This is a genomic window from Streptomyces carpinensis (genome assembly GCF_002154505.1).
Lineage (GTDB): Bacteria > Actinomycetota > Actinomycetes > Streptomycetales > Streptomycetaceae > Streptomyces > Streptomyces carpinensis.
In genome coordinates, this window is sequence record NZ_MUBM01000356.1 from 1 (window position 1) to 14,944 (window position 14,944).

11 protein-coding genes and 1 pseudogene are annotated in these 14,944 nt (G+C 71.0%); 8 read left to right on the forward strand and 4 right to left on the reverse strand.

All coding sequences use genetic code 11. From position 1 onward, the window contains the following. Positions 1-230 (reverse strand): annotated as a pseudogene (locus BZY54_RS37835) (hypothetical protein); the annotation flags it as partial. A gap of 140 nt (positions 231-370) precedes the next feature. Between BZY54_RS37835 and mtnA the strand changes: the two are divergent. The 7 genes from mtnA (at position 371) to BZY54_RS37870 (ending at position 9,276) form a co-directional block, all read left to right on the forward strand. Continuing rightward, positions 371-1,513, forward strand: coding sequence for an S-methyl-5-thioribose-1-phosphate isomerase (gene mtnA, locus BZY54_RS37840; protein WP_086729872.1), 1,143 nt, complete (start codon positions 371-373; stop codon positions 1,511-1,513). A gap of 130 nt (positions 1,514-1,643) precedes the next feature. Next, positions 1,644-2,333, forward strand: coding sequence for a two-component system response regulator MtrA (gene mtrA, locus BZY54_RS37845; protein WP_003975799.1), 690 nt, complete (start codon positions 1,644-1,646; stop codon positions 2,331-2,333). A 1-nt stretch (position 2,334) separates the two neighbouring features. Continuing rightward, positions 2,335-4,446 carry an MtrAB system histidine kinase MtrB gene (gene mtrB, locus BZY54_RS37850; protein ID WP_086729874.1) on the forward strand — a complete coding sequence of 704 codons (2,112 nt, stop codon included), beginning with the start codon at positions 2,335-2,337 and terminating at the stop codon, positions 4,444-4,446. Continuing rightward, positions 4,436-6,271, forward strand: a complete 1,836-nt coding sequence (locus tag BZY54_RS37855; protein WP_086729875.1) for an LpqB family beta-propeller domain-containing protein — start codon at positions 4,436-4,438, stop codon at positions 6,269-6,271. Before mtrB ends, BZY54_RS37855 begins: the two co-directional genes overlap by 11 nt. Before the next feature lie 182 nt (positions 6,272-6,453). Beyond that, entirely contained in the window at positions 6,454-7,290 is an 837-nt protein-coding gene (locus BZY54_RS37860; protein ID WP_086729876.1) for a ComF family protein, read from the forward strand. A gap of 338 nt (positions 7,291-7,628) precedes the next feature. Continuing rightward, on the forward strand, positions 7,629-8,321 hold the full coding sequence (gene hpf, locus BZY54_RS37865; RefSeq protein WP_086729885.1) for a ribosome hibernation-promoting factor, HPF/YfiA family: 693 nt from the start codon (positions 7,629-7,631) through the stop codon (positions 8,319-8,321). A 208-nt stretch (positions 8,322-8,529) separates the two neighbouring features. Next, a complete protein-coding gene (locus BZY54_RS37870; protein WP_086729877.1) occupies positions 8,530-9,276 on the forward strand; it encodes a response regulator in 747 nt (248 codons plus the stop codon). Between the two features lie 3 nt (positions 9,277-9,279). On the opposite strand, the gene BZY54_RS37875 is transcribed toward BZY54_RS37870, so the two are convergent. Continuing rightward, a complete protein-coding gene (locus BZY54_RS37875) occupies positions 9,280-10,455 on the reverse strand; it encodes a winged helix-turn-helix domain-containing protein (RefSeq protein ID WP_086729879.1) in 1,176 nt (391 codons plus the stop codon). A gap of 208 nt (positions 10,456-10,663) precedes the next feature. Continuing rightward, on the reverse strand, positions 10,664-11,263 hold the full coding sequence (locus tag BZY54_RS37880; RefSeq protein WP_086729881.1) for a GNAT family N-acetyltransferase: 600 nt from the start codon (positions 11,261-11,263) through the stop codon (positions 10,664-10,666). Positions 11,264-11,558: 295 nt separating this feature from the next. On the opposite strand from BZY54_RS37880, the gene secA reads away from it, so the two are divergent. Beyond that, positions 11,559-14,375: a preprotein translocase subunit SecA gene (gene secA / locus BZY54_RS37885; protein ID WP_086729882.1), complete on the forward strand. Its 2,817-nt coding sequence runs from the start codon at positions 11,559-11,561 to the stop codon at positions 14,373-14,375. A 98-nt stretch (positions 14,376-14,473) separates the two neighbouring features. Here secA and BZY54_RS37890 read toward each other — a convergent pair. After that, positions 14,474-14,944 (reverse strand): Rv3235 family protein (locus BZY54_RS37890; RefSeq protein ID WP_244217530.1); only part of this gene is annotated, 471 nt, incomplete at its 5' end.

Below are 14,944 nucleotides of genomic sequence, written 5' to 3' on the forward strand. Positions count from 1 at the left end.
GCCTGGCCCGGGGCCGGGGCACCTGTGGGCGCGGACCACTGCCCCGGTGGCGGCTGCTGCTCGGACCACTTCACGCCGGGGCTCTGCGGCTGGGTGCCCGGCTGGTCCGCGGGCTGCTCGGGCTGTGCCGGCTGTGCGGGGTCGGGCCGGTCGGCAGGACCGGACGCGCCGGGTTCCTGCCCGTCGGACGGGGCGGATCCGGGCGAGGCCCAGCCCGGAGTGTCTTTCATCGTCGCTCCTTCACGGTGCCCGTCCGCGGTCGCGGCTGCAGGTTGGCAGCCATCGTGCCATGGGGTGGTGTTCGAGTGACCTGCCGCGGTAGGGGCTGCGTGGCTTCCATTGTCCGTGCGATACGGGGAACACTGACGGCATGGCTGATCAGTACGCGCAGACCCGTGGAGACAACCGGCCGGCGGGGATCCCGGTCATCCGCTGGGAGGAGCCGCCCGAGGGGCCGGTCGTGGTCCTCCTCGACCAGACGCGGCTGCCCGCCGAGGAGATGGAGCTGGTGTGCACGGACGCGCCCGCGCTGGTGGAGGCGATCCGTGCGTTGGCCGTGCGCGGGGCGCCGCTGCTCGGCATCGCCGGGGCGTACGGTGTCGCGCTCGCCGCCGCACGTGGTTTCGACGTGGACGACGCGGCGACCGCGCTGGCGGGTGCCCGGCCCACCGCGGTGAACCTTTCCGTCGGCGTGCGCCGGGCGCAGTCCGCCCATCAGGCCGCGCTCGCCAAGACCGGCGACTCCCGGCAGGCCGCGTCGGCGGCGCTGGCCGCGGCACGGCAACTGCATCAGGAGGACGCCCGGGCCAGTGACCGGATGGCCGAGCACGGGCTGGCGCTGCTGGACGAGCTGCAGTCTGGTGGCGGGCACCGCATCCTCACCCACTGCAACACCGGGTCGCTGGTGTCGGGTGGGGAGGGGACGGCGTTCGCGGTGGCGCTCGCCGCGCACCGGGCGGGACGGCTGCGGCGGCTGTGGGTGGACGAGACCCGGCCGCTGTTCCAGGGCGCCCGGCTGACGGCGTACGAAGCGGCCCGCAACGATCTGCCGTACACCCTGCTCACCGACAACGCGGCGGGTTCGCTGTTCGCGGCGGGTGAGGTGGACGCGGTGCTGATCGGTGCGGACCGCATCGCGGCGGACGGATCGGTGGCGAACAAGGTGGGCAGCTATCCGCTCGCGGTGCTCGCCCGGTACCACCATGTGCCCTTCATCGTGGTGGCCCCGGTGACGACGGTGGACCTGGGGACCCCGGACGCGGCCTCGATCGAGGTCGAGCAGCGGCCGGGCTACGAGGTGACCGACATCGTCGCCCCTCAGGTTCCGGTCATGGGCGGGGGCGGCGGCATCCCGGTCGCGCCCCTCGGCACCCCGGCCTACAACCCGGCGTTCGACGTGACCCCGCCCGAGCTGGTGACGGCGATCGTCACCGAGGAGGGCACGGTCTCGCCGGTGACCGCCAAGGGTCTGGCCGAGCTGTGCTCCCGCTCGCGGCAGCCGACGGTGGACTAGCGTCCGCCTTCCCCTTCCCCTTCCCGTGCCCGTTCGTGGTCCGGAGGCAGACAGTGACGGCTCGATACGACTATCGTCACAGGCCAGTGAGCTGCCTCACCTGGATCTTCGCCACCGTTACGAGAATGGGATGATGTCGTTTATGAAGGGACGAGTCCTTGTCGTCGACGACGACACCGCACTGGCCGAGATGCTCGGGATCGTGCTGCGTGGCGAGGGTTTCGAGCCGTCTTTCGTCGCCGACGGCGACAAGGCGCTGGCGGCCTTCCGGGAGACCAAGCCTGATCTGGTGCTGCTGGATCTGATGCTGCCCGGGCGCGACGGCATCGAGGTGTGCCGTCTGATCCGGGCGGAGTCCGGCGTGCCGATCGTGATGCTGACGGCCAAGAGCGACACCGTCGACGTCGTCGTGGGACTGGAGTCCGGCGCCGACGACTACATCGTGAAGCCGTTCAAGCCGAAGGAGCTCGTGGCCCGTATCCGGGCGCGGCTGCGCCGGTCGGAGGAGCCCGCTCCGGAGCAGCTGGCCATCGGTGACCTCGTCATCGATGTGGCCGGGCACTCCGTGAAGCGGGACGGGCAGTCGATCGCGCTGACCCCGCTGGAGTTCGACCTGCTGGTCGCCCTCGCCCGCAAGCCGTGGCAGGTGTTCACCCGTGAGGTGCTGCTGGAACAGGTGTGGGGCTACCGCCACGCGGCCGACACCCGCCTGGTGAACGTGCATGTGCAGCGGCTGCGCTCCAAGGTGGAGAAGGACCCGGAGAAGCCGGAGATCGTGGTGACCGTCCGAGGCGTTGGCTACAAGGCCGGGCCCAGCTGACATGTCCGGGGACAGTGCCGCTTCGGCACCCGGACGGACCGGGGCCCGCGCGGGGCGGCCTGTCGGCCGGAAGAGCGCGGGTTCTCGTTGGGGGCGTTTCCTGGAGGGCGGGCTGCTGCACGGCGGAGTGCAGGGCAGCCCGGTGCTGCGTCTGCTGCTGCGCTGGGTGCGCCGGCCGCTGCTGCCCGTGATGCGGCTGTGGCGGCGCAACATCCAGCTCAAGGTCGTCGCCACAACGCTGCTGATGTCGCTCGGCGTGGTACTGCTGCTCGGCTTCGTCGTCATCGGCCAGGTGCGCAACGGCCTGCTCGACGCGAAGGTGAAGGCGTCGCAGAGCCAGGCCACCGGTGGTTTCGCGGTGGCCAAGCAGAAGGCCGACGAGGCGGCGACCGGTACCACCGACGACGGCACCCAGGGGGACGGCCATTCGTCGCAGAACGTCATCTCGTGGATGAGCGAGCTCGTGCTGTCGCTCTCCAGCGGTGGCCAGGGCGCCTTCGACGTCGTCACGCTGCCCGCGGACGGCAACAGCGGCGGCGGGCGCGGACCGCGCGCCTCCGGCGGCGTCGATCCGACGGTGAGCGTGCCCGACGACCTGCGGGCACGGATCAACGGCAGCGTGACCGCCGCGCAGAGCTACACCCGCATCATCTACAAGGACACCGACAAGCAGCCCCAGCCCGCCCTCGTCATCGGCAAGCGGGTCAACGACCCCAACGGCGACCCGTACGAGCTGTACTACCTCTTCCCGCTGACCCAGGAGGAGAAGTCGCTGAGCCTGGTCAAGGGCACCCTGGCGACGGCCGGTCTCTTCGTCGTGGTCCTGCTCGGGGCCATCGCCTGGCTGGTGGTCCGGCAGGTGGTCACGCCGGTTCGGATGGCCGCCGGGATCGCCGAGCGGCTCTCGGCCGGGCGCCTGCAGGAGCGGATGAAGGTCACCGGCGAGGACGACATCGCCCGCCTGGGCGAGGCCTTCAACAAGATGGCGCAGAACCTGCAGCTGAAGATCAACCAGCTGGAGGACCTGTCGCGGATGCAGCGCCGGTTCGTCTCCGACGTCTCGCACGAGCTGCGCACCCCGCTGACGACCGTACGGATGGCCGCCGACGTCATCCACGAGGCCCGTGAGGACTTCGATCCGGTCACCGCACGGTCGGCGGAACTGCTCGCCGACCAGCTGGACCGGTTCGAGTCGCTGCTGGCGGACCTGCTGGAGATCAGCCGTTTCGACGCGGGCGCGGCGGCGCTGGAGGCCGAGCCGATCGATCTGCGCGAGGTCGTACGGCGGGTGGTCAGCGGTGCCGAACCGCTCGCGGAGCGCAAGGGCACGCGGATCCGTGTCGTCGGCGACCAGCAGCCCGTCGTCGCCGAGGCCGACGCGCGGCGTGTGGAGCGCGTCCTGCGCAACCTCGTCGTCAACGCCGTAGAGCACGGCGAGGGCCGGGACGTCGTCGTCAAGCTCGCCGCGGCGGGCGGCGCGGTCGCCGTCGCCGTGCGTGACTACGGCGTCGGGCTCAAGCCGGGCGAGGCGACGCGTGTCTTCAGCCGTTTCTGGCGGGCCGACCCGGCGCGCGCGCGTACCACCGGAGGTACGGGCCTGGGGCTGTCGATCGCCCTGGAGGACGCCCGGCTGCACGGTGGCTGGCTGCAGGCGTGGGGCGAGCCGGGCGGCGGCTCGCAGTTCCGGCTGACGCTTCCCAGGACGGCGGACGAGCCGCTGCGGGGCTCGCCGATACCTCTGGAGCCCAAGGACTCACGCCGCAACCGGGGACTCGACGACGCCGGTCTGCCGCGCGGCGGCGACAAGCTGGCCACCGTGCCCATGCAGGCCGGCGACCGGACGGCGATACCGGGCCGGGACGGCCGGGACCCGATAGCGGCCAGGTCGGCCGCGGTGACCCCCACGGCCGACCCGACCGCGTTGCCCGGCAGCGGCGCGCGTGTGGTGCCCCGCCCCGCCTCGGGCGCGCGCAGGCCGGACACCACGTCGATGTCCAGGCCGGCGGCCGCGCCCATGGATTCGGCGGGCAACGACACCGCGAGCTCCACGGACCCGGAGGGAGCCGGGGCAGGGGAGCCGAAGCAGCAAGGGGAGGCATTTCGTGGGCGCTGACCGCGAGGGGGGCGCGCGGCGTCGGCCGATGCGCGCGGTGGCGTACGCCGCCTGTGGGGTCGTACTGCTGGCGGGCTGCGCCTCGATGCCCGACAGCGGGGATCTGCGGGACGTGGAGTCCACCCCGCGGCAGGACACGGAGGTACGGGTGTTCGCCATGCCGCCCCGGGACAACGCCCCGCCCTCGGAGATCGTGCAGGGTTTCCTGGAGGCGCTGACCAGCGACGACCCGCAGTACGCGACGGCACGCCAGTACCTGACCGGCCGGGCCGCGCGGGACTGGCGGCCGGAGCAGTCCACCACGGTGCTGGCCAACGGGCCGGACATCGAGGTCGACCGTGCGACGGGACACGAGGACACCGACGCCTTCGCGTTCACGCTCACCGGCAGCCGGATGGCCAAGGTCGACGGCCAGCAGTCGTATACGCCCCTCGGCGGGCAGTACAGCCAGCCGGTGCACCTGACGCGGGAGAAGAAGAGCGGCCAGTGGCGCATCGACGGGCCGCCGCGGGGCGTCGTCATGGGGCAGTCCGACTTCCAGCGCAACTACGTGTCCGTCAACAAGTACTACTTCGCGTCCAACACCGGGGCGGAGCCGGCGACGCCGGTGACGGCGGTCGCCGATCCCGTCTACGTGCGGCGGCGGGTGGACGCGATGACACAGATGGTGCGCTCCGTCCTCAAGGGGCCCACGCACTGGCTCGGGCAGGTGGTCAGGTCGAGCTTCCCGACCGGCACGGCACTGCGCGAGGGCGTCACCACGCTGACCCCCGACGACCAGAACAAGCTGACGGTTCCCCTCAACGAGAAGGCGTCCCGGGCCGGCCGGCACCAGTGCGGGGAGATGGCGACCCAACTGCTGTTCACGCTGCGGAACCTGACGCCCACCGTGGACACGGTGGCCCTGCAGCGGGCCGACGGCAGCACGATGTGCACGCTCGACGAGGAGCATGCCGAGACCTTCGCCACGCGCGGCTCGATGAAGCGGCCCGCGTACCTGTACTTCCTCGACGACAGGCGCCGACTGGTGCGGATCGCCGACGGCACCGGTACCGAGGCGGACCCGGTGCCGGGCGCGCTGGGCGAGGGCGTCCAGAAGCTCAGCTCGGCCGCGGTGTCGTGGGACGAGCGCACCGCCGCCGCGGTCGGCTACGACAAGAGGTCGCTGTTCGTCGGGTCGCTGGTGTCCGGCGGCGCGCTCGGCAACGCTGTGGTGCAGAGCGGGGGCAAGACCGAGAACGACCGGCTGACACCGCCCAGTTGGGATGCGCGGGGCGACCTGTGGGTGGCCGACCGTGACCCGGCCCGGCCGCGGCTGATGGTGCTGGAGCACGGCACGGGCGAGCCGGTCGACGTGCGGGTCCCCGGGCTGGACGGGCGGATCGACGCCGTGCGGGTGGCCGCCGACGGGGTGCGCATCGCGCTGGTCGTGGAGCACAAGGACAGCAAGAAGTCGTTGCTCATCGGGCGGATCGAGCGGGACGACAAGAGCGGGGACCGGCCGATGGTCTCCGTGCTCGAACTGCGGTCCGCGGCGCCCGAGCTGGAGGACGTGACGACCATGTCCTGGGCGGGCGACAGCCGGCTCGTGGTGGCCGGGCGCGAACAGGGCGGCGTGCAGACCATGCGGTACGTCCAGGTCGACGGATCCACGCCGGAGGGCCCGGCGCCCGCCGCGCTCACGGGAGTACGGTCGATCGCCGCATCCGAGGACGAGCGGCTGCCGCTGGTGGCGTACTCGGTGGACGGGATCGTCCGGATGCCGGCTGGGGCGCAGTGGCAGAAGGTGGTCAAGGACGGGTCGGCGCCTGTCTATCCCGGGTGACTCAGGCCCGGGTCTGTGCCGGATGAGGTCGACCCGGGTCCGTTCTTCCGGAACGGGGTCGACCCGGGTGACTTCCCCCAGGTGACTTCGTCACGGACGACTTGTCCACAGGCGCCGAAGGCTGCCGTCCCACGTTGTCCACAGGGGTGGCCGGGGCCCGTCGCCGTTGGCACAGTGGAGTCATGCGCGGGTGGTGGCGTGACCTCACCGACCTGGTACTTCCGGCCGAGTGCGCAGGCTGTGGCAGGCCGCGCACGGTGCTCTGTCCCGAGTGCCGTGCCGCCCTCGGCGGGCCCGCGCCGCGCCGGGTGCGCCCGCTGCCGGAGCCGCCCGGCCTGCCGGTCGTGCACGCGGCGGCCGCGTATGCGGACGAGGTGCGAGCGACCCTCCTCGCCCACAAGGAACGGGGGGCGCTGGCCCTTGCGGCCCCGCTGGGCGCGGCACTGGCGGATGCGGTGCGGGCAGGGCTGAGCCGGACCTCAGGTGGGTACCCGGGTGCTCCCCGGGGCGGTGGGCCCGTGTTGCTCGTGCCCGTGCCGTCCGCGCGGGGTGCGGTGCGTGCCCGCGGGCATGATCCGGTGCGTCGGATCGCGCTCGCGGCGGCGGGTGAACTACGCCGGTCCGGGACGCCGGCCCGGGCGCTCGCCGTGTTGCGGCAGCGGCGCGCCGTGGCCGACCAGTCGGGGCTGGGCTCCCGGCAGCGGCTGGAGAACCTCGCCGGCGCGCTGGAGGTGGTCGCGAACGGCGCCCGGCTGCTGCGAGGCGGGCCGGTCGTGCTGGTCGACGACCTGATGACGACGGGCGCCTCGCTGAGCGAGGCGGCGCGGGCGGTGACATCGGCTGTGTACGGGACGCAGGCCCGGGAAGAGATGGGGGAACGGAACGCGGGATCACGGCGGGAGGAGAGGAACCCGGTGTATGGCGCACCGGAATTGGCGGGTGCGTACGGTGCCGGTCAGGTGCTCTGCGCGGCCGTCGTCGCGGCCTCACCGGATTCTTTCGGAATAGGCCGGAACTGACTTCGAACTTCCGTCGTTGCAGGTAATGAAAGGGTCAATTCACCTGAACGGAGGTACGCCCCGGTAGAGGGTGACGCCATCCGGCCGGGCGAGATATGTTCGGGTGTGAGGGAAAGGCGCAGGCCGTTCCCGTCATATCCGAATGCCGTGCCGCGGGTTCGCGGTTTGCGGGTGCGCGGGTTTCCCGACCATCACCCGAGCGGCAGGGTGGAGATCTCGCCCACGGGGGAGGAGGAGGTGGACGTCACCGAGTCCGAGGTTCCGGGCGTCACCGGAACCGGGTGCAAAAGGGAGATGCTCCGCCGTCGATGCGGAGCGATCCGGGAACGGAGTTCTGCGTGGACATCGTCGTCAAGGGCCGCAAGACCGAGGTGCCCGAGCGGTTCCGCAAGCACGTGGCCGAGAAGCTGAACCTGGAGAAGATCCAGAAGCTCGATGGCAAGGTGATCAGCCTCGACGTCGAGGTGTCCAAGGAGCCCAACCCCCGACAGGCCGACCGAAGCGACCGAGTGGAAATCACGCTCCGCTCCCGCGGTCCGGTGATCCGGGCGGAGGCGGCGGCCAGCGATCCGTACGCTGCACTCGACATGGCGGCGGAGAAGCTGGGGGCCCGGCTGCGCAAGCAGCACGACAAGCGTTTCTCGCGGCGCGGTGCGCGCCGGATCCCGGCGGCCGAGGTCGCCGACCACGTCCCGGGCGCGGCGACGCTGAACGGAAGCGGGCTGACCGCCGCGCAAGAGGAAGCGGGCCAGGTGCCCACCAAGCGGGTCGGCTCGCTCGAGGTGCAGGGGGAGGGGCCCCTCGTCGTCCGCGAGAAGACCCATGTCGCCGCTCCGATGACCCTCGACCAGGCGCTCTACGAGATGGAGCTGGTCGGGCACGACTTCTATCTGTTCGTCGACTCCGAGACCAAGGAACCCAGCGTCGTCTACCGGCGGCACGCCTACGACTACGGCGTGATCCACCTCAGGACGGACACGATGATCGCTCAGGAGAACTCTCCCGAGGCGGGCGGCACACTCGGCGGCTGACCCACCCGGCCGACAGCTGAGCCGGTGCCCCTGGAGCGCGGGCGTGCGCCCCCAGGGGCACCGGCGTGCGACCCCAGGGGCACCGCTTGGTCACCGCAGTGTCGGCCGGACATGGAATCATGGCCGCAACGGCTCAACCGACGGGCCGTTGCCTTGGGTTGGCCACGGCACCGCACACCAGGCCACAGCCTCAGGGGGAGGAACAACGATGACGGACAGCTTCGGACCGATCCGGGACGAGGACGCCGACGGCGCTGTCGTCGGCATGGGCCCGGAGGCGGGCGCATCCCGCAAGGAGCCGATCAGAGTCCTTGTCGTGGACGATCACGCCCTCTTCCGCCGCGGCCTGGAGATCGTGCTCGCCGCCGAGGAGGACATCCAGGTCGTCGGCGAGGCGGGCGACGGCGCCGAGGCCGTCGACAAGGCCGCCGACCTGCTGCCCGACATCGTGCTGATGGACGTACGGATGCCCAAGCGGGGCGGGATCGAGGCTTGCACCTCCATCAAGGAGGTCGCCCCCAGCGCGAAGATCATCATGCTGACGATCAGCGACGAGGAGGCCGACCTCTACGACGCCATCAAGGCGGGCGCGACCGGTTACCTCCTCAAGGAGATCTCCACGGACGAGGTGGCCACCGCCATCCGCGCGGTGGCCGACGGCCAGTCGCAGATCAGCCCGTCCATGGCCTCCAAGCTGCTCACCGAGTTCAAGTCGATGATCCAGCGCACCGACGAGCGCCGTCTGGTCCCCGCGCCCCGGCTGACCGACCGGGAGCTGGAGGTCCTCAAGCTCGTCGCCACCGGGATGAACAACCGGGACATCGCCAAGGAGCTGTTCATCTCGGAGAACACCGTGAAGAACCACGTCCGCAACATCCTGGAGAAGCTTCAGCTGCACTCCAGGATGGAGGCGGTGGTGTACGCGATGCGGGAGAAGATCCTGGAGATCCGCTGACGCTCAGCCGAGCGCGCGGGCGAGTTCCCGGGCGAGGGGCTCACGCAGTTCGGGAGCGTCCACCCGTTCGACCCGTACGTCTGTGCAGTCCACCCAGCTCGCCGCTTCGACGAGCGCCTGGGCGACCGCGGGCACGGACCGGGCCCCCTCCAGGGTGACCTGCTTGGCCACGAGGGTGCGGCCCTCACGGGCGGGGTCCACGCGGCCGACGAGCCGGCCCCCGGCGAGCACAGGCATCGCGAAGTAGCCGTGGACCCGCTTGGGCTTGGGGACGTAGGCCTCCAGGCGGTGGCTGAAGCCGAAGATCCGTTCGGTGCGCGCCCGCTCCCAGATCAGGGAGTCGAAGGGGGACAGCAGCGTGGTGCGATGGCGGCCGCGCGGCGGTGCCGCGAGTGCCGCGGGGTCCGCCCAGGCCGGCTTGCCCCAGCCCTCCACCGTGACCGGGACGAGGCCGGAGTCCGCTATCACCGCCTCGAACTGCTCGCCCTTGAGGCGGTGGTAGTCGGCGATGTCCGCGCGCGTGCCCACACCCAGGGACTTCCCGGCCAGCCGGACCAGGCGGCGCAGGCACTCGGCGTCGTCCAGTTCGTCGTGCAGCAGCTCCGGGGGTACGGCGCGCTCGGCGAGGTCGTACACCCGCTTCCAGCCGCGGCGCTCGACACAGACGACCTCGCCGTACATCAGGGCGCGCTCGACGGCGACCTTGGAGCCGGACCAGTCCCACCACTCGCTGGTCCGCTTGGCCCCGCCCAGCTCGGTGGCCGTCAGCGGCCCCTCGGTGGTCAGCTGCTTGATGACCTGCTCGTAGGCGCCGTCGGGCAGCTCGTGGTTCCAGTGCGGCCGGTTTCGGTAGGCGCGGCGGCGGAAGGCGAAGTGGGGCCACTCCTCGATGGGGAGGATGCACGCGGCGTGCGACCAGTACTCGAAGGCGTGGGTGCCCTTCCAGTAGGCGTCCTCGACCGCCCTGCGTCCGGTAGCGCCGAGGCGGGCGTAGGGGATGAGCTCGTGGGAGCGGGCGAGGACGGAGATGGTGTCCAACTGGACTGCGCCCAGGTGGCGCAGGACGCCGCGGACCCCCGATCTGCGGTCGGGGGCACCGAGAAAGCCTTGGGCGCGCAGGGCGATACGGCGGGCTTCGTCCGCGGAGAGGTCGAAGGCGGGACGCGGGGCGGTCGTCATGGTCGGCACGATAGAGCCCGGCACTGACAGTGGGGGCCGACCTGCCCATTTCCCCTGCGGGGCCCCCGCCGCCCCCTGGCAGGCTCCCTTTCTTCCTCCGTGGCCGACCTGCTCACCCCCCGGGCCCGCCTGCCCCTGCCCCGTGCCGTCCGGCCTGACCCCTTCGCCCGGGTGGTCCGACCTTCTTGCTTCCTCCGCCCGCCCCCTCTCATCCTGCGGTCGGCTCACCCTGTGGCCGGCGGGCGGGCAGGTAGGGCGCCGTCGACGGCAGTTCCAGGTCCGACGGCAGCAGGGAGCCCACCCAGCAGTCCCGCCGCACCCCCTTGTTGTTGATCGCCGAGCGCAGGGTGCCCTCCACGGTGAAGCCCGCCCGTTCGGCCACCGCGCGGGAGGCGTGGTTTCCGACCTCGGCGCGCCACTCCAGCCGGTCGACGCCGACATCGGTGAAGGCCCAGCGGGCGGCGGCGCGGACGGCCTCGGTGATGTAGCCGTTGCCGCGGTGTTCCTTGGTCCCCCAGTAGCCGACCTCGGCCTCGCCCAGCGAGCGCCTGGTCACGCCGAGCATGCCCACCAGGTCCCCCGCGGGCCCGGGGAGGAAGAGACCGAAGGTGAACATCGACCCGTCGGCCCAGCCGTCCGGGACCATCTGCTCGGTGAAGCCCGTTGCGTGCTCCTGAAGGTAAGGGGAGGGGATCGTGGTCCAGCGCTGGATGTCGGGATCCTGCGCGGCGGCGTAGACGGCGTCGGTGTCCTGGCGGTCGACCGTGCGCAGGACGAGGCGGTCCGTGGTGAGCGTGACGGGTTCCATCGGCCGATTCTGCTCGGGGCCGGGATGGGACGCCATCATTTTCGCCATGGGTGAGCGGGCGATCACGAATCGCGCAATTCGTGTCGGGGGCGCGGCACCATCCGCGCCTGCTGGCCGTTGTCCCCTGTGAAGGTGGATTCTGAAGACGACCGCGAAGGCGACGCGAAGCAGCGTAGGGGTGCCCTCGCGGAGGCACTCCCGGCTTGGCGGGGTCCTCGCATACGATGGCCGTTGCTCAGTCAAGTCAAATGGAAACCGACCGTCCCAGGCCCGACCGGCAAGGAGACCAACCCCCGTGTCCGTCCTCTCGAAGATCATGCGTGCAGGCGAAGGCAAGATCCTGCGCAAGCTGCACCGCATCGCGGACCAGGTCAACTCCATCGAAGAGGACTTCGTCGACCTCTCCGACGCCGAGCTGCGGGCCCTCACCGATGAGTACAAGCAGCGCTACGCCGACGGCGAGACACTGGACGACCTGCTGCCGGAGGCGTTCGCCACCGTGCGCGAGGCCGCCAAGCGCGTCCTCGGCCAGCGCCACTACGACGTGCAGATGATGGGCGGCGCCGCCCTCCACATGGGGTACGTCGCCGAGATGAAGACCGGTGAGGGCAAGACGCTCGTCGGCACCCTGCCCGCCTATCTGAACGCTCTCTCCGGAGACGGCGTCCACATCGTCACGGTCAACGACTACCTGGCCGAGCGCGACTCCGAGATGATGGGCCGCGTCCACAAGTTCCTGGGTCTGAGCGTCGGCTGCATCCTCGCCAACATGACGCCGGCCCAGCGCCGCGAGCAGTACGGCTGCGACATCACCTACGGCACGAACAACGAGTTCGGCTTCGACTACCTGCGCGACAACATGGCCTGGTCGAAGGACGAGCTGGTGCAGCGCGGCCACAACTTCGCCATCGTCGACGAGGTCGACTCCATCCTGGTCGACGAGGCCCGTACGCCGCTGATCATCTCCGGCCCGGCCGACCAGGCCACGAAGTGGTACGGCGACTTCGCCAAGCTGGTCACCCGCCTGAAGAAGGGCGAGGCGGGCAACCCCCTGAAGGGTGTCGAGGAGACCGGCGACTACGACGTCGACGAGAAGAAGCGCACGGTCGCCATCCACGAGTCCGGCGTCACCAAGGTCGAGGACTGGCTGGGCATCGACAACCTCTACGAGTCGGTGAACACCCCGCTCGTCGGTTACCTGAACAACGCCATCAAGGCCAAGGAGCTCTTCAAGCGCGACAAGGACTACGTCGTCATCGACGGCGAGGTCATGATCGTCGACGAGCACACCGGCCGTATCCTCGCCGGCCGCCGCTACAACGAGGGCATGCACCAGGCGATCGAGGCGAAGGAAGGGGTGGACATCAAGGACGAGAACCAGACGCTCGCCACGATCACCCTGCAGAACTTCTTCCGCCTCTACAACAAGCTCTCCGGCATGACCGGTACGGCGATGACCGAGGCCGCCGAGTTCCACCAGATCTACAAGCTCGGCGTGGTCCCGATCCCGACCAACAAGCCGATGATCCGCAAGGACCAGTCGGACCTGATCTACCGCACCGAGGTCGCCAAGTTCGAGGCGGTCGTCGACGACATCGCCGAGAAGCACGAGAAGGGCCAGCCGATCCTCGTCGGAACGACGTCCGTCGAGAAGTCGGAGTACCTCTCCCAGCAGCTGAGCAAGCGCGGCATCCAGCACGAGGTGCTCAACGCCAAGCACCACGAGCGTGAGGCCCAGATCGTCGCCCAGGCCGGCCGCAAGGGCGCCGTGACCGTCGCGACGAACATGGCGGGCCGTGGTACGGACATCAAGCTCGGCGGCAACCCCGAGGACCTCGCGGAGGCCGAGCTGCGCCAGCGCGGCCTCGACCCCGAGGAGCACATCGAGGAGTGGGCCGCGGCCCTGCCCGCCGCCCTGGAGAAGGCCGAGCAGGCGGTCAAGGCGGAGTTCGAGGAGGTCAAGGACCTCGGCGGGCTCTACGTCCTCGGCACCGAGCGCCACGAGTCGCGCCGGATCGACAACCAGCTGCGCGGCCGCTCCGGCCGTCAGGGCGACCCCGGCGAGTCCCGCTTCTACCTCTCCCTCGGCGACGACCTGATGCGCCTGTTCAAGGCCCAGATGGTCGAGCGCGTGATGTCGATGGCGAACGTCCCCGACGACGTGCCGATCGAGAACAAGATGGTCACGCGCGCGATCGCCTCCGCCCAGTCGCAGGTCGAGCAGCAGAACTTCGAGACCCGCAAGAACGTCCTGAAGTACGACGAGGTCCTCAACCGCCAGCGCGAGGTCATCTACGGCGAGCGCCGCCGCGTCCTGGAGGGCGAGGACCTGCACGAGCAGGTGCAGCACTTCATGGACGACACCATCGACGCCTACGTCCAGGCGGAGACCGCCGAGGGCTTCCCGGAGGACTGGGACCTCGACCGCCTGTGGGGCGCCTTCAAGCAGCTCTACCCGGTGAAGGTCACCGTCGAGGAGCTGGAGGAGGCGGCCGGCGACCGCGCCGGTCTGACGGCCGAGTTCATCGGCGACTCCATCAAGGACGACATCCACGAGCAGTACGAGGCGCGCGAGACCCAGCTCGGCTCCGAGATCATGCGGGAGCTGGAGCGCCGGGTCGTGCTGTCGGTCCTCGACCGCAAGTGGCGTGAGCACCTCTACGAGATGGACTACCTCCAGGAGGGCATCGGCCTGCGCGCGATGGCGCAGAAGGACCCGCTGGTCGAGTACCAGCGCGAGGGCTTCGACATGTTCTCCGCGATGATGGACGGCATCAAGGAGGAGTCCGTCGGCTACCTGTTCAACCTGGAGGTCCAGGTCGAGCAGCAGGTCGAGGAGGTCCCGGTCGAGGACGTCGTGCCGTCGCTGGAGAAGGAGCCGCAGGACGTGGTGCCCGCGCAGGCGGCCGCCCGTCCGGAGATCCGGGCCAAGGGCCTGGACGCGCCGCAGCGGCGTGACCTGCACTTCTCCGCGCCGACGGTGGACGGCGAGGGCGGCATCGTGGAGGGCGAGTTCGCCCACGACGGCGAGCCGGTCCGCTCCGAGTCCGACGGCCTCACGCGCGCGGAGCGCCGTAAGCAGGCCAAGGGCGGTCGCCGCCGCAAGAAGTGACGGCCGACGGCCCTCGGCTGCCGTGGCGAGCCGCGGACCGAGGACCTGAGCAGTGGGCCGAGAAGGGCCGGGCACCCGAGGGTGCCCGGCCCTTCTCGTCATCCGGCGGGCGTCCGGGGGACACCCAGCTCCACCGCCGTGCAGCGCCAGCGCCGGTCGCGGCCCCGTTCCAGCCGGAAGGCCATCGCGCGCAGCTGCTCGCCGGCGCCGATCCGGGCGAAGACCTCGATGGCGCCCGGGCGGGGCTCGTAGTAGCCGATGTCGCGCACCACGGGACGCGTGCCGCGGGCACGCAGAGGGCCGCGCTCGGCGAGCCGGGCCAGTTCGTCGTAGGCACGGCCCGCGGTGTGCCGGAGCATCCAGTGGACGGGCCGCTGCCCGCTGAGCACGGCGAGGAGCCGGTCGGCGAACAGGTCGGTGGCGAGGGAGACGGCGGCAGGAGCGGCGAAAGAACCGGCGGGAGGACCGGCAGAGGCCGCCACAGCGGCTCGGCCCTGAGCGCGGTCCTTTGCCCCGACGCCGACCCCGCCCGGGCCGGATGCGCCGCGCGGCCCGGGCGGGGTCGGCGT